Raw genomic sequence first — 22,359 nt, forward strand, 5'->3', positions numbered from 1 at the left:
ACCTTCTATGGCGTATAGTAGATTGGTGAATTAGGGCCAACTGGCATACCTAGAACGAATACCCACAAGTAGAATAAACATACCCAGCCTACAAAGAAGAACATTGAATATGGCAGCATGGTTGCGACAAGTGTTCCTATGCCCATATCTTTTTTGTATTTGGTTGCCACCGCGAGTATTAAGCCGAAATAGCTCATCATTGGCGTGATAAGGTTAGTTACCGAATCACCAATACGGTAGGCCGCTTGAATTGTTTCAGGCGCATAACCAATAAGCATTAACATAGGTACAAATATTGGCGCGGTGATTGCCCACTGTGCCGATGATGAACCTAAACTCAAGTTAACCACTGCACACATAAAAATAAACAGTACAAACACTTCAGGGCCAGTTAAGTTTAACGCAGTTAACATAGCCGCGCCCTTAACCGCTAAGATAGTACCTAAATTGGTCCATTTAAAGAATGCAACAAATTGCGCAGCGAAGAACACCAACACAATATACATACCCATTGAGCTCATACTTTTAGACATGGCATCAATGATATCGCGGTCGTTTTTCATTGAACCAACAACGCGACCATAAACAAAACCAGGAATAGCAAAGGTTACAAAGATAAATACAACAATCCCTTTTAAGAAAGGTGAACCTGCCACTAATCCAGTTTCTGGATGACGTAGAATACCGTTCTCAGGCACGATTGTTGTAGCAAGTACGGCACACGTTGCTAAAAAAGCAAGACCAGCGTAACGTAAACCTTTACGTTCAATGTCAGTTAAATGGTCGATTTTGTTATCTGCTAAATCAATGCTTGCTTCGTCATTGTTGTATTTACCTAAGCGAGGCTCAACAATTTTTTCCGTTACCCACGTACCAACAAAGGCGATTAATACGACTGAAACCGCCATAAAGTAATAGTTTGCTTCTGGGCCTACTTCATATGTTGGGTCAATCATTTGTGCTGCTGGCGTTGTAATACCCGCAAGTAATGGGTCAATCGTACCCAGTAAAAGGTTAGCACTGTAACCACCAGACACACCGGCAAACGCGGCAGCAAGGCCTGCTAACGGGTGGCGCCCCAGGCTGTGGAAGATCATTGCAGCTAATGGAATAAGTACCACATAGCCAAGTTCTGATGCCGTGTTAGACAAAATCGCGGCAAACACCACCATAAACGTTACTAGGCGCTTTGGCGCACCCATAACCATGCCGCGCATAGCTGCTGATAACATACCTGAATGCTCTGCAACACTTACGCCTAATAATGCGACGAGTACCGTACCAAGTGGCGCAAAACCGGTGAAGTTAGTAACAAGTCCAGTCACGATACGTTGTAAACCTTCAGCGCTCATAAGTGATACAACTTCAATCACACCATCTGGTGCACGGCCTTTAGCACCTTCGGGGCGTGGATCAATAGCACTAATCCCCATCCAATCTGCAATACCACTGAAAATAACAATAGCAACACAGAACATTGCAAATAGGGTAATAGGATGAGGCAGTAAATTACCGAGGAATTCGACGGTTGCTAAAAAGCGATTAAACAACCCTTTATTTTGGTTATCTTGAGAGTTTACTTCTATCGTTGACATGAATAATAACGGTTAATATAAAAATGCCCGCAACATACCATAATACGTAGATATTACCAAGGCTGATGCGGTTAACCGCGCGTTACGCCGCCAAGATGCGGAGATTATTGCTGTGCTAAGAAGTCAAACCACTGTTGTTGATATGTGGCGAGTTTTATGTGTTTTTTCGACATTAAATGGCGTTGCTTGTTTTCTTTTGATGTAAACGGGCCGACACGACATAGAGGACAATACTCATTTTGATTGAAGACAAACGGTGTAAATTGATTTTTGACCGATTCTGGTTGTGTTACATCGGAGTAGCAATAAATAAAGCCTTTAGTGTCTTTAACCTGTTTATCACGGTCAACATTACGAATTTGATAGTCAGGAAAAAGTGAATAGTTAAACGCTTGTTTGCCCAAGTAAGCGATTGATGTGTCGCTGACAAGATCGGTCTCAATCTGCCAATGGCTATAAGGTTTAACTTCTTTTGAGGTTATATAACTGAGCCGTGCACCGTTTTTATCTAAAAAGTAGTCAAAACATGCGAGCAAATATTTACGTAGCAAGTTACGATTTACAATATTTTGATTTGGGGCCTTGTTAAAAGCATCTTTTGACTTAACTGCAGGTACAAGCGGAAATTGAAAAATCACTAAATCAAACGCACCACAAAGGGTATTTGGCCAGGTGTTGGCGTTTGTTATATCAAGTTCATAATTTACATTGGCATTTAATCGATTTAATCCGTCAATGCCATTTTTACTGTATTTATCCATTATGGTTGCTTTTGCATCCAATACTGACGCTGATAAATGTGTTATTTGATGATGAGCAAGTAACGAATACGAAAAGGTGAGGTCGCCATCGCCAATGGTAAGAATACGCCAGTTGGGTTTTAAGAACATAAAATCAAAGTGCTAAAACAAAAACGCTATTCTAACATGGGCATTTACCTGAGAAAACGCAAGCGTTTTAAATGTGGCTGAATTACAATAGCGCTATAGATTATTTAGTTGTTTAGATATGAGTGAATTAAAGCGCTTAAACAAATATATCAGTGAAACCGGTATTTGTTCACGTAGAGAAGCCGATACGTTAATTGCAGAGGGTAAAGTTACGGTTAACGGAACAGTTGCCGAAATGGGTTTAAAAGTATCTGATGCTGATAACATTACGGTTAACGGTAAGTCATTAAAGGCAAAACCAAAACGCGTTTATATTGCTTACAACAAGCCTGTGGGTGTTACCTGCACAACCGAAAAGAAAATTAAAAGTAATATTGTCTCTGCAATCAATTACAAAGATCGAATTTTCCCAATTGGACGCCTAGATAGACCGTCAGAAGGGCTTATCTTTTTGACTAATGAAGGTGATATCGTCAACAAAATATTGCGAGCGGGCAATAATCACGAAAAAGAATACATAGTCACCGTTGATAAAGAAATTGACCAGCGTTTTGTTGAAAAGATGGCGTCAGGTATTCCTATTCTCGATACCATTACAAAACCGTGTAAAGTTAAACAACTTGGCAAGAAACGCTTTAATATTATTCTAACACAAGGGCTTAATCGTCAGATCCGTCGTATGTGTGAATACTTAGGATTTGAAGTAACTAAGCTAAAACGTGTTCGTATTATGAATGTATCGTTAAATGATTTAGCGGTGGGGCAATGGCGCTTTTTAAGCGACAGCGAAATGGCGCAAATTAATGCATCAATCGCTGATTCAAGTAAAACGCAAGAACGTTCAACGGACCACAATAAAAAAGCGAAAAAAACGTTTAAACCTTTGTCATATGACGGTTCAAAAGCGAGTGATAAACATAAACGTCAGGAGCAATCTAGAAAACCTGCGAAGCGTCTTTCAGGTACATTAAGTTTAAAACGCAAATAAATTTATGTTTTAAATAATGGGCGCATGCCGCCCATTATTGCGTTGAAATACCGTGTACAACGCATTTCTGTTTAACATTTAGCTATCTTGCCTGCGATTTATTACACGTTAATCAAACAGCTATCTTCATAACATATCAACATAAATTAAGCATAAGTGACTACATTAGACTACGCTTTTAACACTAAGTTAAAAACTGAGAATAACTGTGCGCACACTGATTTTATTAGCTTTGTTTGTTGTTTTTTTAGGGCAATTAACGCCACGCTTTGAGATCATCAAATCGATTTATCAAATTGATTTGATAACCAGTCTACAAACCCAGTTTGCTCTGCTATCAATTGTGTTAAGCATACTGTTGGGCTTTTGGAATCGCACCGTAATGGTAATTTTTCTGCTTGTTAGTGGATTATTGATTGCTGCAAATTTTAATGCCTATCTAAACAGTACATTGTTTATTAGTAAAACAGAAGAGTTCATTAATCAGCGTGAGAGCGATGCGATAAAAGTGTTGCAATACACGTTTGATGATACGCTAGACTCAGTGCTTTCACCGATTTATCAAGAAATAACACAACAAGATGCAGAGTTAATAATTCTTTTCAATGTCAATGAATTGCATATCAATCAATTAAAAACATTAAGTGAAGGGCGCTTTAATTACGGTATTCGCAAAAAAGAAAGTTTACCGAGTAATATTGCTATTATCAGTAAGTATCCAATCAGTAAAAAGCAAAAAATATCCATTTTAGATGAAAGAGGCGATTTGGTGTCACTTGGCATAGTAATTAACAAGCAAACTCTTGACTTATTTGCAATGCACCCACCAAGACCGACGACAGAGGTTAATTGGCGACGTCGCAATTTAATGTTGAACACATTAGAGGCGCGATTAAACAACGCTGATAATACGTCGCCTTACGCTTTGGTTGTTACCGAGCTGTATACAACGGTGTGGTCTAAGTATTTTCCAAATTTAACGAACTTACGCTCATGTGCTTATACAATGGGGCTTTATGGCAATTGGTATGCAAAGCCTTGGTTAAAATCATTGGGTGGGCTAGGTGCAATCAATACAAGCCATTGCTTTTTTAGTTATCGATTAAAAACAAATAACTTAGAGACACATCAAGTGGCACGTTCAGATAATAATATTGTTACGTACTCGGTAATATTACCAACAACTTAGTTGCTAAAAATTTTTTGATAAACAAACATCAGGCTAATTACTATTGCGCTTACGAGTGGCAGTAAACTAAACATAAGCCATACATCATAACTGACTAAACTGCTGGCGCTGAATATGTTGCGCACGTTACCTGAGAAAATTAACGATACCGGAAACCAACTTAATGCAGCGTATAGTCCAATATTGGCAATGCTCTGTTGCAAAAAAGTAGGACGTGCGATTAATTTTGCAGAGCAGGCTACGGCAACTAAGCATAACATGATGACAAATGAGCGATAAGGAACATGCCAAAATATTTCGTTAGAATGTTGAAGAAAATCAACATCTAAAAGAATAAAACACCCGCTGACAAGCGCTGTCATAAATGAAGCTAGCAGACAATTTTTATGTGACATGTGAGAGCAATAAAATACTAATGAACAGGCATAGTATAATTTAGTAGACGTTGTTTCCAGTGTTTCGTAAAGTCTTCACAGATTAAAATTGAATTTAAAGCTAAATATAAGCTGTTATTTTGGCTTTTTGGTAACATGATATGGCGAGTAAACGTATCGTGATGTTTTTCAGCAATGTAGAAGTCGTTGTGATCTCGTTTACTTAAATAAAGAAATGTGTAGTAACTCAATATCGCAGTATCGATACGTTCTTTTTTCAACATATCAAATAATTGCGTTTCGCTTTGTGTATTTACGCGGGTTAACTTTTGCTGATTTGCTAACGAATCTACGCCTATGTATTTAAAGCCATGAATGCCACCAACCCGTTTACTTTCTAGATCGGATAATTCGTTCACAATCACAGGATGCTTACTTAAGCTCACAAATATATCTTGATCGGACATCATTTTCGGCGTCCAATGATAGCGTGATTGAGTTGGATCTCTAAACCACTTGGGATTTACACCAATAACTACACCGTTTAGCTTGTTTTGCTTTAAGCGGTGGTCAATGCGTTTTCGTGGCATGTACACCAATTTAAACTGATAGCCAGAATTCATTTGGTTGAGTAAATCGACGAACTCAAAATATAATCCAGATTTTTGTTCCAAGTCGATAACGTAAGGCGGCATATTATGATAGGTATATACCTCAACTTGGCTTTGTCTTGCGGTTAGTTGCAACGGTAAAATAAATAAAAGCAGTAAAATATATTTCATCAAACGGTATTTAGGCTCTCGATAAACACGCTTTTTTAAATAATAGCGGCAGTTACAACACGGTTTATTAAGTATAGTGAGCGAATAATAAAAAACGAGCCATTGGCTCGTTTTTTATCATCTACCAATTAGCGCGCGTTGGTACTTTCAAAAATTTTGTCTGCCGATGCTGCAACAAAACCGGTGTAAATATCACCATCTGGTTTTGCGTAGCGCAGTGCAAATTCGTAAAAACAGCTAGGGATCGCTTTAACACCATCGCTAAATGTTACGTCTGCTTTGTCAGCAAGTGTTGAAGACTGCTCTAGCAGTACTTCTGGTGAACCTTTAATTTCGCCACCTGAACTGTTTAGTTTAAAACCAGCATCTTTAAGTGCTGTGTTTACTGCTTGAATTGTTTCAAAGTTAGCGAGGTGATTAATGCTAACCGTAAAGTGATTTGCACGATAACCCCAAGCTGCAGTCCAAGCCGCGTATTCAGATTCTTCTAATAGTTTTGCGTAGGTTGCTGAGTCAATTTGCCAATGCGCACCTGAGTACAAGAAATTATCAGCCGTAATTGCATCTTCGTCAATTTGTTCAACTAATGCGTGAATTGTTTTTTGTAGCTCAGGCGAAAACTTTTCAACAAGTAATTCCGAAATAAACACTTTTGGTTTAGTCGGATCGCTGTGCTCAAAATGCTTTGCATACAGTTTTTTAGCTTCAAAGTGATACTCGCCACACTCTGTGTAGCCGACAGCTAAAAAGTGTTGTGCAAGTTTTTCAAGACCCACTTTTTCAATATTAAATGTACGTAATGCAATGTGGTCATTAATCACGTCTGTTTGCTGCGTATCACCTAATAATTTGTGAACTTTAACTGCTGATGGCGTTACGTCTAAATAGCTTTGCCATAAATTTTCAAATAATGTATCTACATTGTTGTGCATAATGTTACCTTTGTATTAGTGAACAGGGCGACCTGAACACTTTAATTGTGTATTAAAGTAGGTTTAAGCACGACCTAACTTAATTTTAAAATTCGTATTGAATCGCCACACTTAACGTTAAGCGCTTCAGCTAATTCGCTGTCGATGATTGCCGCATCATCATTATCATCAATCGAAATATCACAGCTAAATACGGCTTTAAACGCATTGACTTCAAGGTTTGCAATCGCATAGGTATCAACACTTTGGCCTTTACCAATTTTCACTGTAAGCAAACGGCTTTCGCGTACACTTTTTATGTTATCCATTTGCGCTTCAACGGTTGGTCCGGCATCAAATAAATCAACATAACCGCGAAATTCAAAGCCTTCTTTTTCTAGCAATCTTAACGCGGGTTTTGTTTTATCATGAACATTACCGATGACGGCTTGTGCGTCTTTACTGAGCAAATTGGCGTAAATAGGGTATTTAGGCATCAACTCGGAAATAAATACCTTATTACCTGTACCAATTAAATGGTCAGCAGTTGGAAAGTCAATTGAAAAGAAATGTTCTTGTAACCATTGCCAAAATGGTGAATGGCCATTTTTATCAGAAACACCACGCATTTCTGCGATTACACGGTTTGAAAAACGTGCTTGATGCTGGGCCATAAATAAAAAGCGAATGCGTGATAGAAAACGACCTGCCAAACCACTGCGGTGTGACTCTTTTAAGAACAAGGTACAGATTTCAGTGGCACCTGTGTAATCGTTACACATGGTAAGAATGTCAACTGTGTTGTATACACCGAGTGTACTGGAGTGATGAACCGTCTTGCCCATATGATAATGGTAAAGTGGTACATCGAGTCCAACAGCAGCTTCAATTGCAGTAGTGCCTACAATTTCACCTGTTTTGGTGTCTTCTAATACGAATAAGTAGCCTTCATCGCGCGGCGCGCTTACGTCTTTTTCAAAACTCTCTACAGCACGATTAATTTTACTTTCGAGTAAATCATCGCAAACTGGAAGTGATGTAAAGCCGTGGCCAGACGCTTTGGCTACTTCTTTCAAAGCAGCAAAGTCGTCTTTTGTAATTGGTCTAAGTACTAACATAGCCAGCTTGGTTATTAACCGTTAACAACCGCCGCTACGGCTTTTTCAAAACGCGCAAGACCTTCAGCAATATCTTCATTTGGAATAACTAATGAAGGTGTGAAACGTACTACATCAGCACCTGCTACAAGCGCCATAAGACCGTTATCTGCAGACGCTACAAGGAAATCGCGAGCACGACCTTTGTAACTATCGTTTAGAACTGCACCGATTAATAAACCTTTGCCGCGTACTTCACTAAATACATTATATTTAGCGTTAATTGCATCTAAACCTTCACGGAAAAGCGCTTCTTTTTGGCTAACACCGTCAAGCACATCCGCTTGGTTAACCGTATCAAACGCAGCTTCTGCAACTGCACACGCCAGTGGGTTACCGCCATATGTTGAACCATGAGTACCAATTTTTAGGTGTTTAGCGATTTCAGTGGTGGTGATCATCGCGCCAATTGGGAAACCGCCACCTAGTGCTTTCGCGGTTGTAAGGATATCTGGAGTTACACCTAAACCTTGATACGCGTAAAGTGTACCTGTGCGGCCAACACCTGTTTGCACTTCATCAAAAATAAGTAGTGCATTGTGTTTATCACATAACTCGCGAACACCTTGGATAAATTCAGGTGTTGGCGAAATAATACCGCCTTCACCTTGTAGTGGTTCAAGCATTACAGCACATGTGTTGTCATCGATAAGTTTTGCAAATGCATCTAGGTCGTTGTAATCACAGTGAACAATATCACCAGGCTTAGGACCAAAACCGTCAGAATAGGCCGCTTGACCGCCCACAGTTACGGTAAAGAAGGTTCTGCCGTGGAAGCCTTTGTTAAATGCGATAATTTTTGATTTTTCGGCACCGAAGTTATCAAGGGCAAAACGACGTGCAAGTTTAAGCGCCGCTTCGTTTGATTCAGCACCTGAGTTTGCAAAGTAAACTTTGTCAGCGAAAGTAGCATCAACTAACTTCTTAGCAAGACGAAGTGCTGGTTCGTTTGTCCATACGTTCGATAAATGCCAAATTTTTTCTGATTGTTCTTTTAACGCATTTACCAAAGCAGGATGACAATGGCCTAAACAGTTTACCGCGATTCCGCCTGCAAAATCGATAAACTCTTTATCGTTTTGATCCCATACACGTGAACCTTCACCTTTAACTGGAATTACCGCTGAAGGGGAATAGTTAGGTACCATTACATCATCAAATAAAGCACGATTTACAGCCATTATTCTTTCCTCAATCTTGTTGTCTAATTACTTAAAATTTAATTATTTCAATTATTGAATCTATTAAGGCCATTTTGTAGTGTAAAAATAACCATATTAACGATATTATTTAGCAAATTGTTTATGGTTTTGGTCAATATGATTAGCGATACAGATAAAAGTTTAATTAATGCGCTAAAAGAAAACGCGCGTTTGAGCGTTTCAGACTTAGCGAGAAAGCTGTCTTTGAGCCGCTCAACCATACAAAATAGACTTGCCCGACTTGAGTCTACAGGAGTGATATCCGGTTACAGTGTAAAGCTTGGTGAAGATTATTTAAAAAATAGGGTGAGCGCGCACGTATCCATTAAGGTTAAACAAAAATTAACAACGCAAACCAATGTCGAATTAAAGCGATTTACCGCTATTTCACAGTTGTATGCAATAAGCGGTGAATACGACTTAATAGCTGTCGTAGAAGAAAGCTCGTTAGAGCAACTTAGTCATACGCTCGACGAAATCGGTAATTTGGATGGTGTAGAGCGCACTACATCTTCTGTTATTCTAGAAACCAAGTTTAAGCGCTAATTGCAAAAACTTGGTTTAGAATATGACGCCACATAATGCTTATGCGCGTCTACTGGCTGGGATCAGCTCACCCGAAATCATTGGTGTCGGCTCAGTGGGGCTATTGGTTTTAAAGTACTCCAGTAGATTATTCATATTGTTCGCACGCTCAGCCATTAAGTTGGCAGCTGCCATGGTTTCTTCTGTCACCGCTGAGTTTTGCTGTACGATAGTCGCTAATCGCTGCACAACCACATCGACTTCTTTTAAACTATGGCTTTGATTGTTAGAGCTTTCACTGATTTTATGAATACTTTGATTTACTTCTTCAACGCGCTCCACAATTTGTAATAGCTTCTCACCAGATGCAACCGATAACTGACTACCTAAATGGACTTTATCGTTACTGTCAGAAATAATATCGCGAATTTGCTTTGCCGATTTGGCACTGCGACTTGCAAGTTCACGTACTTCATTTGCAACCACCGCAAAACCACGTCCATTTTCACCAGCACGCGCAGCTTCCACCGCGGCATTTAGTGCTAACAGATTAGTTTGAAAGGCAAGTCCGTCAATTACTTCAACAATCTCATTAATACTCTTACTGGATTTTTCTACTTCTTCAATGGATTGCTGGGTTTCAAGCGACAGTGACTTGCCTTGTTTGGCACTTTCTGTGGCAATGTTACTTTGTGATACCGCACGCTTTGATTGTTCTACAACGCCGTATACTTCTTCGAGTAATGTTTTAGTACTGGCGCTTGCTTGTTCTAGGCTTGCAGCTTGTTCTTCCGTGCGTTCGCTTATTTCCGTATTACTGACCGAGATTTCTTTCGCACACTGTTTTACTTCTTCGGCAGACGCTTGAATATTGCCGATTACATCGATTAGTTGTTTTGTTGTGCGATTAATATTCTGCTGTAGCTGCGAAAAAATACCGTGGAAGTTACCTTGCATCTGTTTGCTCAGATCACCATTCGCTAATGCCTCTAAACTGATAGAAACTTCATTAATGGCTGTGGCTGTTGCAGTAACAGAGCTATTGATATCTGTTTTCAGCTGCGCTAAATCACCTTTAAACTCAAGTTCAATAAAATGCGTAAAGTCACCTTTTTTCATCGCTTCGGCAACATCGCTAAGTGATGCTATAACTTCTTTAACACTGTTTACTGAACTATTGATATTGGTTTTTAACGCATCTAACTGTCCTTTCATATTAGCGTCTATTTGTTGGCGATAATCGCCTTGGCTTATACCATTCATTACCGCGCTAATATCGTTGATGGCGTGATTTACTGACTTGATACTGATATTGACGTCATCTTTAAGGCGCGCGAACTGACCTGTCATTTCACTTTCAACCTGAGAGCTAAAATTACCTTCACTGACGTTTGCCATAACAAATGAAATGTCGTTAATAACAGTAGAAATATTTAGAATGGTTTGGTTAATTTTTTGTTTTAACAGATCTAATTGGCCATTGAGCGGCACACTAATTTGCGCGTCAAGGTTACCATCACTAAGTTCTGCCATAGTGTAATCTATGGTATTTATGGCGTTGTTAATGCTTGAAATAGTTTGGTTAATGCCTTGTTTTAGTTCGTCTAACTTACCGTTACAGTCAACCGTCACTTGTTGTTCAAAGTCGCCTTGAGCCATAGATTGCATGACATTAACAATGTCACTTATTGCTAAATCTAACGTTGATAACGTTGAATTAATATTGTCTTTTAATGTATTTAAATCGCCTGCCATAGGTGAATTGATGGTTTTATCAAACTTACCTTGAGACATTGCGTTTACAACGGAGTTTAACTCTGACATCGCTAAGCTTATGGATTCTGCGCTATCGTTGGTTGCTTGTTTTAGCAATGCCAGTTCGCCTTTACATTCTGTGGTTATGCGAGCGTCAAAATCACCTTTAGTAAGTTGTTGCATAACGCGATTGGTGTCCATAATTGATGCTTGTAAACTCGCAAGCAAGTTGTTGAAAGCACCCGCCGTATCGCCAATCTCATCGTTATTCATTTCAGTCGTACGTTTCGAAAAATCGCCGGTATTTTCAACGCTTTTCATTAATTCAGATAAATGTTTAATCGGTGCTGCTAAAAACGCTGCAAATTTAGGTGCTGTGTACGCAACAGCCGCAATCACTAATAACAGCACTAAGGTAAGAATAAGAGCAAGTCTATCAACTGCGGCAAAAGCTTCACTTTCATCAATTTCGGCTAGTAAGCTCCAGGTAATATCGAACACCTCAAGTGGTTGATAAGTTGAAAGTACGGGGTTACCGTTGTAGTCATTAATAATTTTTTGCCCAGCAACGCCTTGTAATGATTGTTCTATGGCATAGGTATTTACACTGCCTTTTTCAGGGTTTTTAAATGAATTAATTACCGAGTGATTTTCCGGGTCAAGATATGAGTCTGAGCGCATTAATTTATCAGGGCCTACAAGGTAGGTTTCACCGGTTTCACCTAGACCATCGCGATTGCTCATAATGTTATTAAGCGCATTTATCGAAAGCTGAAAAATTAAGGTAGTTTCGCCATCGATTGGCATTGCGATAAAACTTGCTGGATTGTTATATGAGGGGAAATACGGCTGATAATCTATAAACGCAACGTCATTCCCTGTTTTTATGCTCTGTGACTTTTTGAAAACACTGGCAATGTTGCTGTTTGCATAAGGGCCATCAAGTAGCGATGTCGCAAAATCTAACTCTTTATAAACAGAGTAAATAATATTGCCAGTGCGATTATCAACAATAAACAAGTCATAAAACTCATAATATTCAGTGAGATTGGTAAAATAGTTATGATACCGGCTGTGCACATTATCGTACGAATCACCTATACCGCTTGTACTTAACTGTTGTTTGCTACCGATGGGATTAGCATTGTCTAAAATATAACGGGTTTGTAGCGCAACCGCGGTTGAACTTAGGGCATCAAAATTGACATTAAGCTGCTGAATATTCGGGTTTGTTTTTTTAAATTCATCAAAAAAGACATTATTGTAATAGTTTTTCAGGGCAGGTTTTGAATTATTATTGGTATTAACTTCATCAAACGCTTGTCTAAACTCGATGGCGGCTGACTTTGTAGTAGGGCTTAGAGCTGTGGTCACTAGCTTGAGTTCAACTTGTTTAAAGTAGCGCTCAAGCCCACTTTTTTTGATACTGCTTATTGCTGATAATTGGTTATAAACTTGTGATTTAATTGCGTTTGAGGAGTTGTAATAGGCAATAATAAACACGATCAGCAGCGGAATGACCGCAACAACTAAAAACGATAGAGTTAACTTTTTAGATAAGTTAATGTTTGCGAAGTATTGGCGTAAAGTTAGCGGTAACCTAGTCATAACCTTCCTTAGTGCTAATCCATGAATTAATCAGTATTAAGTCCTAACTAAGTCTAAAACATAAATTGACTATCGCAATTTTGCTGCTATTGAAAACGGTTGTTTAAATTTTCTTTTTTGTAAAAATGGCTAAATAAGTTTACACATTGTTTGTTCATAACAATACGTTATTGCGTGTTTGTTCGAATCGGACCATAAAATTTCTAGGGTGTCTTGGTAATTAAGCCATTTATAAGCTAAGTGTTCATTGGGATGCAAAACGATAGATTGTGTCACTGGAACCAACAAATGAAATACAAACTCAGTGTTAATAGTACAGTTAGGTTTATAACGGCTACGCCACTGTGGCCTAATCTCGTAATGATTTGTAATGTTTAAATCATTAATTCTCATGCCTTGTTCGAGGCAATTAATGCCTGTTTCCTCAAGAACTTCGCGATATGCACAGGCAAGGGCTGTTTCATCGTGTTCAATGCCACCAGTAACAGATTGCCAAAAGGATGGGTCATCTGCACGTTGCATCACCAAAAATTGATTTTGAGTATTTTGAATAACCACAAGCACCGAATAGGGGTCACGAAGCATAACGAGGCACACCGTTTTTTATACACAGTATACCTATTACAATAACGAGTTAAACTAATGTGGTAATAAACTTAGTTTTACGTTTAAAGTAATATGTTGGGAAGTGGATGTCCCACGCTAAGAGGCCTTAACGTGGGAAAGTTGTAGCTAGGCTTCGGTGTTTTCTGGTTTAACGCCAAATACTAAAGTATACAGCGCAGGAATTACCAGCAAAGTAAGAATGGTCGCAAATCCTAAACCAAACATAATGGTTACTGCCATCGATTTAAAAAACACATCGAATAGTAGCGGGATCATACCCAGAATTGTTGTAATGGCAGCCATAGACACTGGTCTCAAACGACTGAGTGCAGAATGATAAACGGCTGTGTATGGGTGTTTATTTTCACTCAGCTCAAGTTCAATTTGATCCATAAGCACAATGCCATTTTTAATCAGCATACCCGATAAGCTCAATAAACCAAGTAATGCCATAAAGCTAAATGGGCTGCTCATGGTAAATAAACCAATGGTAACGCCAATTACCGCAAGCGGGACAGTCGCCCAAATAATTAACGGCTTTTTAATTGAGTTAAATAACAGCACCGTGATAATAAACATAACTAAGTAGCCAAGCGGTAATGAGCCAAAGATAGCTTTTTGTGCCTTAGATGCAGATTCAAACTCGCCGCCCCAATCTAATTGGTAACCTTGCGGCAGTTTTATCGCTTCAATTTGTGGTTTTACACGCTTTAATAAATTTGCCGCGGTTTCATCACCTAGAATATCCGGATCGGCCATAACCGTTATGGTGCGTTTACGGTCGCGACGCAATATTAAGTTATTTTCCCATTCGGTATTAAAGCCATCAACGATTTGCTCTATTGATACGTAAACACCGAGCGTTGGGCTGAAAATTTGTAAGTCATAAAGTGAATCTACGTTAAGACGTTCTGATGCAGGCGAGCGCGCGATTATCGGTAACATGCGCGTGCCATCGCGGTATAAACCAACCTGGCGTCCCGACAAGGTCGTTAACAATACATTGTCTAAATCGGCTTTGCTAATGCCTAATCGACGGGCTTTTTGTTCATTAAACTGCGGACGGATAACTTTCGTTAATTCACGCCAATCATGTTTAATGTTATATGCTGCGCCATCGGCGTTTAATATTTCAATTGCTTGGTTAGCTAAATCGCGCAGCACTTTTGGGTCGTGCCCCTGAAAACGTGCTTCAATCTTTGCGTCGGTTGATGGGCCAATCTCCATGCGTTTTAGTTTAATAACCGCATTATGTAAATTTTCATCGGCATAACTGCGTACATCAGCTAGCAACTCATTAAGTGATTCGAGATCCGTCGTTCTGATAATCAATTGACCAAACGCAGGATGAATTTTTTCTGGCGCGTATGTCAGCATAAAGCGAGGAGCGCCTTGGCCAATCGTACTGGTTACTTCAACAACTTGTGACTTGGCAAGTAAGTACTCTTCTAACGCAGAAATATCTTTCTCCGTGGCTCTAATATCAGACCCTTGATAACGCCAGTAATCTAGGTAGAACATCGGTGTGTTTGACGGTGGGAAAAATGACTGTTTAACATTACCGAACAGGACTAATGCTCCAAGTAACGACACAAACATAATTGCAAGTGTACTTTTTGGCCACGCTAAAACGGTTTTAAGTACTTTGCCGTAAAAAACGAATAATGCCCCTTTATAAAGTTCATCTGCATCAAGTTCATTGTCAGGGTTATGTTCAATTTCACTTTGTTTAAACAGCACACTGGCTAAAAACGGAGTAATTGTAATAGCCGTTACCCAGCTCAATAAAAGTGAAATAAGTAAGACATAAAATAGGCTTCCAGCAAATTCACCTGTTGCGTCAGAACTTAGGCCTATTGGGGCAAAAGCAGTGATCGCGATAATCGTTGCGCCTAATAATGGCCATTTAGTTTGATTAACAATGCTGTTAGCCGCTTTTACTTTGCTGTAACCTTTTTTAAGGCCAACCAAAATACCCTCTGTTATAACAATGGCGTTATCAACGAGCATGCCTAATGCAATGATCAAAGCACCTAAAGAAATACGTTGCAGGTCAATGTTTTGAACCAACATAAAGATAAAGGTACCAAAAACGGTAATAAGTAGTACCGCACCAATCAGTAAGCCACTGCGAAACCCCATAAATAGCAACAGTACCGCAATTACAATTGCAACCGCTTGTGCCAGCGACATAATGAAATCATCAACTGACTTCTCAACTTCTTTAGGCTGGTTGTAAAGTGTGTTAATTTCAATGCCATATGGTCTTTGATATTCAAGTGATGCAAGATGGTTAGACAAACGCTCGCCAACATCAACTACGTTAACGCCTGATGCGAACGAGACGCCTAATAGCAGTGTTTGTTTACCTGCATAATGGGTTGGATTATTAGGTATTTCAGGGTATTCACGTTTTACCGTAGCAACATCGCCTAAATAGATAATTTCTTTTGCGCCCGGTTTTGAGATCAGCAGGTCTTCAAGTTCCGACACATCTTTAAATTCGCCAGTAGGGTGGAGACGAATTGATTCGCCTTCTACTGTTACTTTACCTGCGTTTGATACGGTGTTTTGATTTTGCAATAACTGGTATATCACGTTTGCTGAAATACCAAGTTGCGCAAGTTTATGACTCGAAATCTCGACGGTAACTTGTGGTTTTTGTTCGCCGGCCACGGTGACTTTACCTACACCATCTACTAATACTAATTCGCGGCGTAGGTAATCGACGTAATTTTCAAGTTCTTCATAAGAGTAATCATCGCCGTTAATTGCGTAAAGCACACCATAAACATCGCCAAAATCATCCATTACACTTGGTGGATAAACACCCGAAGGTAACCGCGGTGATAAATCATTTATTTTACGGCGCAATTCATCCCAAATTTGCCTTAATTCTTCTTTGCGATAGGTACTTTTCATCTCGACCGCAATTTGCGATAAACCGGGTGAAGAAATAGACGTGACATAATCAACATACGGTAGCTGTTGAATAACGTTTTCAATCGGGTAAGTAACTTCTTGTTCAACTTGCTCTGGCGAGGCACCTGGGTAGCGTGTTATAACCATGGCCTTCTTTAGGGTGAACTCTGGGTCTTCTAAACGACCGAGTTGCTGATAAGAAAAAACACCACCGAGTAATAAAATTAGCGTAAACAGCCAGCTTATCGTGCGTTTTTCAATTGACGTTTCAGCAATGCTCATATTATAAGCCTCGCTCTTTAGTCCATGGACGAACAAGGCTTTGCTCTGTTAATTGGTGTACGCCGGCACTCACGATTTTGTCGCCCGGTTGTAGGCCGCTTTCAACTTCAATACCACTTTTATGGATTTCACCTAAGGTAATTTTAAGTTTTTCTATTGAACCATCGTTAAAGCGCCAAACAAACGAATTTTCACTTGCATCACTAAATACTGCGGTCGTTGGAATAGTGAATTTTTGTTGATCTGAACGGAACACTTTATTTAAATCAATCAGTACATTGCCCGTCATGCCTGCGAGCAAATTAAAATCGTTTGGTAGCGGTAAGGTAAATACCACTCGATAACTTAACGTTAACGGATCCGCTTGAGTATCCCATTCTTTAAGTGACAGTGCATACGCCTTATTTGGAAAGCTATCGAATACGACTTGTGGCTTATAATTTGTTTGTTTATCGACACGCGCTACCAATTTTTCAGGAATTTGAATAGTTACGTCCATTAAATCACGGGTTTCGATGCGCATAATATTTTGTTTCGCAACAACACTCTCAAAGTTCTTAATAAATACTTTACTAATAGTGCCTGAAAACGGCGCTCGTAAAACTGTGTATTCTAAATCAGTTTGCGCTTTTTCTAATGCAGAGAGCGCGACTTGCATATTGGCCTTTGCTTGATCTAATTCCGATTGCGACGCAATGCCTTTTTGTTTTAGCGTTTCGGTACGTTCGAGTTGATTTTTCGCGAGTTTGTAGCGCGCTTCTCTGTCAGCGAGCTGTAGTTTAAAATCTTCAGGATCAAGCTTGGCAAGCATATCGCCTTTTTTGACTGCTTGGCCTGCAAGTGTAGGAAATTCAATTAGCTCGCCATTCACTCTAAACGATAAATACGATCCTTGATTTGCTTCTACTTTAGCAGGAAAACGCCTGATATTCGGGCTTCCTGAATCAGGTACGGTAAAAAGTTTAACAGGACGAGAAATGACAGATTCAATTTTTTCTGGCGCTGCATCTTTGCAGGCAGTTAATAGCATTACTGGTAAACACAGTAAAAAGGCGCGCATCTTATTATCCTAAAAAGAAAAAGTTAATTAACTATAGCCAGAATAACGAAACACAATATAAAATTATATTTATAAAAAATTACTAACTGTATAAGTTTTAATAATGAAGTTAAGTCAATTGAAGATTTTAGACGCTATTGTTAGTTCTCAAAGCTTAAAACAGGCCGCTGAAAAGTGTCATAAAACCCAGCCTGCACTGACCATGGCGATGCAAAAGTTAGAACAAGACATCGGTTTTACCTTAATTGACCGCAGTGGTTATCGTTTAAAATTAACGCCAGCTGGCGAGCGCTTTTATAAGCAAGCTAAGCGAGTGTTATCTGGCTGCGATGAGCTTGATAAGATTAGTTCAACATTAGCACTTGGTTATGAACCGAGTATCTGTATTGCGTATGAGCAATTAGCGGGAGATCAGCGTATAAGCAAACTATTTGGTAAAGTTATTCAGCAATTTCCGCGTACACAATTCAAGATAGTAGGTGGTTCGCGATTTCAAGCAGTTGAAAAACTAGCAAAAGGTGAGGTTGATATTGGCATTGGACCTTGGTTTGATATTTTTCACGCGTCAGGGGATTTTCAAAGCGTTTTACTTAAACCGATCGATGTTATTTTAGTGGCGTCACCGCAAATTTTATCAAATGGTCGCACAACATTAACAAGTGATGAACTTGATGCTATTCCATGTTTAACCTTAAAACCCACAGAATTACCTTTTGACGATGAAAAATTATCGTTTGCAAAAGGCTCGCAAGTGGTGATGGTGGAAGAGCTGGCAACATTGCGCTCATTATTATTACAGGGCGTTGGTTGGGGGTTAGCTGCAAAACACGTGTGTAAAACTGAACTGGAAAATGGCGATTTAGTGCAAATAAGATTAAGTGACGACGAAGACCAATTTCAATCCGAGTTACGTGCGTTTCGCAGTAATCGTAATTTCTACGGACCGGTTGCCAGTGCAATATGGCAAGGGCTTCAAGAACTCTACTAATTTTTAGGTTTTAACATGACGCAAGAAGAAAAAGTACAAGCAATTTTACTCGTGGTGGCGTCCATTCCAAGCGGCAAGGTGTGTACCTATGGCAAAATAGCAGAAATGGCTTCACTAAAAGGACATGCCCGTTTAGTGGGAACCGTCATGAAAAAACTGCCAAGTGGTAGTCGTATTCCTTGGTTTAGAGTGATTAATTCACAAGGTAAAATTAGTTTCCCAGAGAACAGTGAAAAATATCAACAACAGAAATCGCTGCTGGAACAAGAAGGAATTGTGTTTAAAGGAACAAAAATAGATTTAAAAGTCGCAATGTGGCAGGTATAACGCGATAGCAAATTTAAATGCATTTGTCGTTTCGCATCTTAGACGTTACGGTTTACAATTAAGCATTATTTAACGAGAATCGCGGTAGTATGTTTAGACGATTAATATCAAAGGTTTTTCCAACTTTAAAACAACAAGTTGAAGCAAATCATTACTTCTTTGAAGACAGCAAAGATGCGCCTGAAAACCTAGATATTCTATATAATCAAAATAATGCTGACGTGTCTGATCTTACCTTTGAATTAAAAAATACAGTTCATTATCAGGACCGCTTTTTTGAACTGTTATTTAATAGCGTAATTACCACATCTCAGCGCGACCCGATAAATGAATTTATTGAAAGTAAAATCCTACAGTTATTGCGCCAACCACAATATATCTTGAAAGCGTTGCCACTTGTACCGAGTTCGCTAACCCAAGTTATGAATACGCTCAATCAGGCGGAGTTTGATGTTGAAATACTTGTCAATCTGATTAGCGACGACCCTGTTATTGCGGCCAAAGTGGTTGAGCTTGCGAATTCCGCGTTTTACAACCGCGCAAACAAGCCGATTTCAGATATAAAAGCAGCATTTATGTTGCTCGGCCAAAAAGGGTTATCTGAAGGAGTGATTAACGGCTTTGTTGCACAAATGGTACCCAAAGCACAGATCTATTTTAAAAACTATGGCAAGCACTTATGGTCGCATAGCCAAACTACAGGGCGCTTAAGCCAACAGTTAGCCGTTAAATATCAAATTAACGCAGAGCAAGCTTATTTAGTCGGTTTGCTCGTAAATTTGGGCAGTATGGTTATTTTTCAATTAATGATTGATGCGTTTTCAAGTGTCTGTCCTGATACTCAGCCAAACGCCCAAAATATTAAACGTTTAGTAACGGATTATGGTCAGCGGTTAACTCTCGATATTGCAAAACTTTGGAATTTTCCACGCGAAATATTAGAAAGCTTAGCGGTACAAAGTAGAATCAGCACAGAGCATGAGTTACTAAAATATTCCGAACGATATCCTATTGGTGGATGTGTTTATCAAGCTAATCAACTTGCCATGTTATCGCTGCTGGTAAAACACAACAAAATCGAATTAGAAGATTTCGATTTCAACAATGCAACGATAACGTTACTAACAAAAGAAGAAGCGAGTTTGCTGATAAATCATAGCGCAAATACTGTGATTTAATTTATTAATGCTGGTTAGCTTAGTTATTTAAAAACGGTCTTTTTCTTGTTGTCAGTATGCTTAATCGTTACACTTGCAATCCATTTTTAAAACACGTGCTTTAAATGAATAGTATCGACGATTTGTTTGGTAAATCAGGCCCGTTCGCCCTCGCGATTAAAGGGTATGCACCCAGGCAACCACAAATTGATATGGCCAAATCGGTCGCTTTAGCCATTGCAAAAGATGAGCAGGCAATTGTTGAAGCAGGAACAGGTACCGGTAAAACATTTGCTTATTTGGTACCTGCGTTACTATCAGATAAAAAAGTGATGGTGTCGACTGGCTCCAAAGCACTGCAAGAGCAATTATTCCATCGTGATTTGCCTGCGCTAAAAAAGATCCTCGGAAAAGGCAAAAAAATTGCCCTGCTAAAAGGGCGTTCCAACTATTTATGTATTGAACGTTTAAATCAGCACGTTGCCCATGTACCAGTAGACGACCCCGATGTCATGCATCAGCTCGCCATGGTGGCAAAATTTTCCGGCGAAACGCGCTCTGGCGATATGGCTGATTGCAGCGGCATTGAAGAAGATGCCAAAGTATTACCTTATGTCACATCTACGACGGATAATTGTCTTGGTAAAGAATGTCCATCATTTCAAGATTGTTTTGTCAGAAAAGCCCGCGTTAAAGCCATCGAATCAGATTTAGTGGTAGTTAATCACCATTTATTTTTGGCTGATGCTGTTGTTAAAGAATCGGGCTTCGGCGAACTTATTCCAAATGTTAATTGCTATATATTCGATGAAGCGCATCAGTTACCCAACATTGCATCAGATTATTTTGCCTCGCGCGTAAGCACACGTATGGTCATTGAGCTTGTTCGCGATATTCGCTTAGTGTATCGCGGTGAGCTCTTCGATATGATCCAGCTAGGTAAAACATTAGATAAACTCGAAACTGCGGTATTTGATTTACGCTTGCAATTTCCAAGTGACAGCCAACGCGGTGACTGGCAACAAATGATCAAACAAGCGAATGTGTATCGTGCGATTGAACGGGTAATAAACGATATTAGCTTTTTATATCAAGTGCTTAAATTATGCCTTGAACGCAGTGACAAAATTGAAAAATTGTTTGAACGTACAGCCAGCCTAAAAGGCCAGCTAGAAACCATGTACGACGCACAAAAACCGGGATTTAGTTTTTGGTTTGAAACAACTAAGCGTCATTTAACTTTTAGTATTACGCCTCTCAATGTATCAGAACGATTTCGGGCACTTGTTGATAATGCCACGTCGAGCTGGGTTTTTACCTCGGCAACCCTTGCGGTAAATGGCGATTTAACCCACTTCGCCAAGGATTTAGGCTTAAGTACTAAGATTATGGAAGTGTATGACAGTCCGTTTGACTACGAAAACCAAGCGTTACTGTGTATACCGCGTTATTTGCCTGAGCCGAGTAAATCAGAAATGGGTTTTTCCATCGTTAGCATTGCAAAGCAAATGATTAAAGCGGCTAAAGGCCGTTGTTTTATCTTGTTTACCAGTTATCGCATGCTTAATTTAGTGGCAGACGGCTTATCGCACAGCGTTGAATACCCGCTTTTAGTTCAGGGACAAGCGTCAAAACGTATTTTGTTAGAGAAATTTGTGATGCACGGCAACTCTGTGTTGCTTGGTACAGCATCATTTTGGGAAGGGGTTGATGTGAGAGGTGATGCGCTGTCATGCGTGATTATTGATAAATTGCCGTTTGCAGCGCCCGATGATCCCTTATTACAGGCAAAGATGAAATCCCATAGCGGGCAGGGCAATGACCCGTTTTATTCGCTGCAATTACCTGGGGCTGTTATTGCGTTAAAACAAGGCGTTGGCCGCTTAATTCGTGACCGAAAAGATAAAGGCGTGCTGGTGATCTGTGATAATCGCTTAGTGACTAGGGAATATGGTAGAATCTTTTTAGCAAGTTTACCCAATATGGCGCGCACTCGCGATCTCGCAAAAGCGTCTGCATTTTTAGAAAAAATTAAATAGAT

Annotated in this window: 18 protein-coding genes; 8 read left to right on the plus strand and 10 right to left on the minus strand. The window is 39.5% G+C overall.

Annotation, left to right across the window (positions count from 1 at the left end; all coding sequences use genetic code 11):
• Positions 1-5 precede the first annotated feature (5 nt).
• Positions 6-1,595 (minus strand): AbgT family transporter, encoded by a 1,590-nt coding sequence (locus AN214_RS11080; protein ID WP_054979794.1) that lies wholly within the window; start codon positions 1,593-1,595, stop codon positions 6-8.
• A 104-nt stretch (positions 1,596-1,699) separates the two neighbouring features.
• Positions 1,700-2,485 (minus strand): Rossmann-like fold-containing protein, encoded by a 786-nt coding sequence (locus AN214_RS11085; protein ID WP_054979795.1) that lies wholly within the window; start codon positions 2,483-2,485, stop codon positions 1,700-1,702.
• 118 nt (positions 2,486-2,603) lie between these two features.
• On the opposite strand from AN214_RS11085, the gene rluF reads away from it, so the two are divergent.
• From rluF to AN214_RS22705, 3 genes are all read left to right on the plus strand, one after another.
• The gene (gene rluF, locus AN214_RS11090; protein ID WP_054979796.1) at positions 2,604-3,473 is read left to right on the plus strand and encodes a 23S rRNA pseudouridine(2604) synthase RluF; all 870 of its coding nucleotides are present in this window, start codon (positions 2,604-2,606) and stop codon (positions 3,471-3,473) included.
• A gap of 208 nt (positions 3,474-3,681) precedes the next feature.
• The gene (locus AN214_RS11095) at positions 3,682-4,662 is read left to right on the plus strand and encodes a hypothetical protein (protein ID WP_054979797.1); all 981 of its coding nucleotides are present in this window, start codon (positions 3,682-3,684) and stop codon (positions 4,660-4,662) included.
• A gap of 114 nt (positions 4,663-4,776) precedes the next feature.
• Positions 4,777-4,941, plus strand: a complete 165-nt coding sequence (locus AN214_RS22705) for a hypothetical protein (RefSeq protein WP_161805681.1) — start codon at positions 4,777-4,779, stop codon at positions 4,939-4,941.
• Positions 4,942-5,074: 133 nt separating this feature from the next.
• Here the strand turns inward: AN214_RS22705 and AN214_RS11105 are convergent, their stop codons facing one another.
• The 4 genes from AN214_RS11105 to AN214_RS11120 all read right to left on the minus strand — a co-directional run bounded on the left by AN214_RS11105 (position 5,075) and on the right by AN214_RS11120 (position 9,067).
• Positions 5,075-5,818 (minus strand): transporter substrate-binding domain-containing protein, encoded by a 744-nt coding sequence (locus AN214_RS11105; protein WP_054979799.1) that lies wholly within the window; start codon positions 5,816-5,818, stop codon positions 5,075-5,077.
• Between the two features lie 128 nt (positions 5,819-5,946).
• Entirely contained in the window at positions 5,947-6,750 is an 804-nt protein-coding gene (locus AN214_RS11110; protein WP_054979800.1) for a DUF1338 domain-containing protein, read from the minus strand.
• 74 nt (positions 6,751-6,824) lie between these two features.
• Positions 6,825-7,847, minus strand: coding sequence for an arginine N-succinyltransferase (gene astA / locus AN214_RS11115; RefSeq protein ID WP_054979801.1), 1,023 nt, complete (start codon positions 7,845-7,847; stop codon positions 6,825-6,827).
• Positions 7,848-7,861: 14 nt separating this feature from the next.
• A complete protein-coding gene (locus tag AN214_RS11120) occupies positions 7,862-9,067 on the minus strand; it encodes an aspartate aminotransferase family protein (protein WP_054979802.1) in 1,206 nt (401 codons plus the stop codon).
• Positions 9,068-9,205: 138 nt separating this feature from the next.
• Between AN214_RS11120 and AN214_RS11125 the strand changes: the two genes are divergently transcribed.
• Positions 9,206-9,634, plus strand: coding sequence for an Lrp/AsnC family transcriptional regulator (locus AN214_RS11125; RefSeq protein WP_054979831.1), 429 nt, complete (start codon positions 9,206-9,208; stop codon positions 9,632-9,634).
• Between the two features lie 39 nt (positions 9,635-9,673).
• Here AN214_RS11125 and AN214_RS11130 read toward each other — a convergent pair whose 3' ends face one another.
• The 4 genes from AN214_RS11130 to AN214_RS11145 all read right to left on the minus strand — a co-directional run bounded on the left by AN214_RS11130 (position 9,674) and on the right by AN214_RS11145 (position 17,846).
• The gene (locus AN214_RS11130) at positions 9,674-12,976 is read right to left on the minus strand and encodes a methyl-accepting chemotaxis protein (RefSeq protein ID WP_054979803.1); all 3,303 of its coding nucleotides are present in this window, start codon (positions 12,974-12,976) and stop codon (positions 9,674-9,676) included.
• 129 nt (positions 12,977-13,105) lie between these two features.
• A complete protein-coding gene (gene nudB / locus AN214_RS11135) occupies positions 13,106-13,561 on the minus strand; it encodes a dihydroneopterin triphosphate diphosphatase (RefSeq protein ID WP_054979804.1) in 456 nt (151 codons plus the stop codon).
• Between the two features lie 147 nt (positions 13,562-13,708).
• Positions 13,709-16,786: an efflux RND transporter permease subunit gene (locus tag AN214_RS11140; RefSeq protein WP_054979805.1), complete on the minus strand. Its 3,078-nt coding sequence runs from the start codon at positions 16,784-16,786 to the stop codon at positions 13,709-13,711.
• Position 16,787: 1 nt separating this feature from the next.
• Positions 16,788-17,846: an efflux RND transporter periplasmic adaptor subunit gene (locus AN214_RS11145; RefSeq protein ID WP_054979806.1), complete on the minus strand. Its 1,059-nt coding sequence runs from the start codon at positions 17,844-17,846 to the stop codon at positions 16,788-16,790.
• A 103-nt stretch (positions 17,847-17,949) separates the two neighbouring features.
• Between AN214_RS11145 and AN214_RS11150 the strand changes: the two genes are divergently transcribed.
• The 4 genes from AN214_RS11150 (at position 17,950) to AN214_RS11165 (ending at position 22,357) form a co-directional block, all read left to right on the plus strand.
• Positions 17,950-18,834: a LysR family transcriptional regulator gene (locus AN214_RS11150; protein WP_054979807.1), complete on the plus strand. Its 885-nt coding sequence runs from the start codon at positions 17,950-17,952 to the stop codon at positions 18,832-18,834.
• 15 nt (positions 18,835-18,849) lie between these two features.
• Positions 18,850-19,161: an MGMT family protein gene (locus AN214_RS11155; protein WP_054979808.1), complete on the plus strand. Its 312-nt coding sequence runs from the start codon at positions 18,850-18,852 to the stop codon at positions 19,159-19,161.
• A gap of 89 nt (positions 19,162-19,250) precedes the next feature.
• Entirely contained in the window at positions 19,251-20,339 is a 1,089-nt protein-coding gene (locus tag AN214_RS11160) for an HDOD domain-containing protein (RefSeq protein WP_054979809.1), read from the plus strand.
• A 104-nt stretch (positions 20,340-20,443) separates the two neighbouring features.
• The gene (locus AN214_RS11165) at positions 20,444-22,357 is read left to right on the plus strand and encodes an ATP-dependent DNA helicase (protein ID WP_054979810.1); all 1,914 of its coding nucleotides are present in this window, start codon (positions 20,444-20,446) and stop codon (positions 22,355-22,357) included.
• The last annotated feature ends 2 nt before the right edge of the window (positions 22,358-22,359 follow it).

The organism is Pseudoalteromonas sp. P1-9, assembly GCF_001399975.1.
Lineage (GTDB): Bacteria > Pseudomonadota > Gammaproteobacteria > Enterobacterales > Alteromonadaceae > Pseudoalteromonas.

What these genes read in the sequence shown, in the direction of transcription:
- AN214_RS11160 (WP_054979809.1), top strand. Translation starts at nt 19,251, where the DNA reads ATGTTTAGACGATTAATATCAAAGGTTTTTCCAACTTTAAAACAACAA.
- AN214_RS11130 (WP_054979803.1), bottom strand. Translation starts at nt 12,976, where the DNA reads ATGACTAGGTTACCGCTAACTTTACGCCAATACTTCGCAAACATTAAC.
- AN214_RS11140 (WP_054979805.1), bottom strand. Translation starts at nt 16,786, where the DNA reads ATGAGCATTGCTGAAACGTCAATTGAAAAACGCACGATAAGCTGGCTG.
- AN214_RS11125 (WP_054979831.1), top strand. Translation starts at nt 9,206, where the DNA reads ATGATTAGCGATACAGATAAAAGTTTAATTAATGCGCTAAAAGAAAAC.
- astA (WP_054979801.1), bottom strand. Translation starts at nt 7,847, where the DNA reads ATGTTAGTACTTAGACCAATTACAAAAGACGACTTTGCTGCTTTGAAA.
- rluF (WP_054979796.1), top strand. Translation starts at nt 2,604, where the DNA reads ATGAGTGAATTAAAGCGCTTAAACAAATATATCAGTGAAACCGGTATT.
- AN214_RS11105 (WP_054979799.1), bottom strand. Translation starts at nt 5,818, where the DNA reads ATGAAATATATTTTACTGCTTTTATTTATTTTACCGTTGCAACTAACC.
- AN214_RS11165 (WP_054979810.1), top strand. Translation starts at nt 20,444, where the DNA reads ATGAATAGTATCGACGATTTGTTTGGTAAATCAGGCCCGTTCGCCCTC.
- AN214_RS11085 (WP_054979795.1), bottom strand. Translation starts at nt 2,485, where the DNA reads ATGTTCTTAAAACCCAACTGGCGTATTCTTACCATTGGCGATGGCGAC.
- AN214_RS11120 (WP_054979802.1), bottom strand. Translation starts at nt 9,067, where the DNA reads ATGGCTGTAAATCGTGCTTTATTTGATGATGTAATGGTACCTAACTAT.
- nudB (WP_054979804.1), bottom strand. Translation starts at nt 13,561, where the DNA reads ATGCTTCGTGACCCCTATTCGGTGCTTGTGGTTATTCAAAATACTCAA.
- AN214_RS11145 (WP_054979806.1), bottom strand. Translation starts at nt 17,846, where the DNA reads ATGCGCGCCTTTTTACTGTGTTTACCAGTAATGCTATTAACTGCCTGC.
- AN214_RS11150 (WP_054979807.1), top strand. Translation starts at nt 17,950, where the DNA reads ATGAAGTTAAGTCAATTGAAGATTTTAGACGCTATTGTTAGTTCTCAA.
- AN214_RS11155 (WP_054979808.1), top strand. Translation starts at nt 18,850, where the DNA reads ATGACGCAAGAAGAAAAAGTACAAGCAATTTTACTCGTGGTGGCGTCC.
- AN214_RS11110 (WP_054979800.1), bottom strand. Translation starts at nt 6,750, where the DNA reads ATGCACAACAATGTAGATACATTATTTGAAAATTTATGGCAAAGCTAT.
- AN214_RS11080 (WP_054979794.1), bottom strand. Translation starts at nt 1,595, where the DNA reads ATGTCAACGATAGAAGTAAACTCTCAAGATAACCAAAATAAAGGGTTG.
- AN214_RS22705 (WP_161805681.1), top strand. Translation starts at nt 4,777, where the DNA reads ATGTTGCGCACGTTACCTGAGAAAATTAACGATACCGGAAACCAACTT.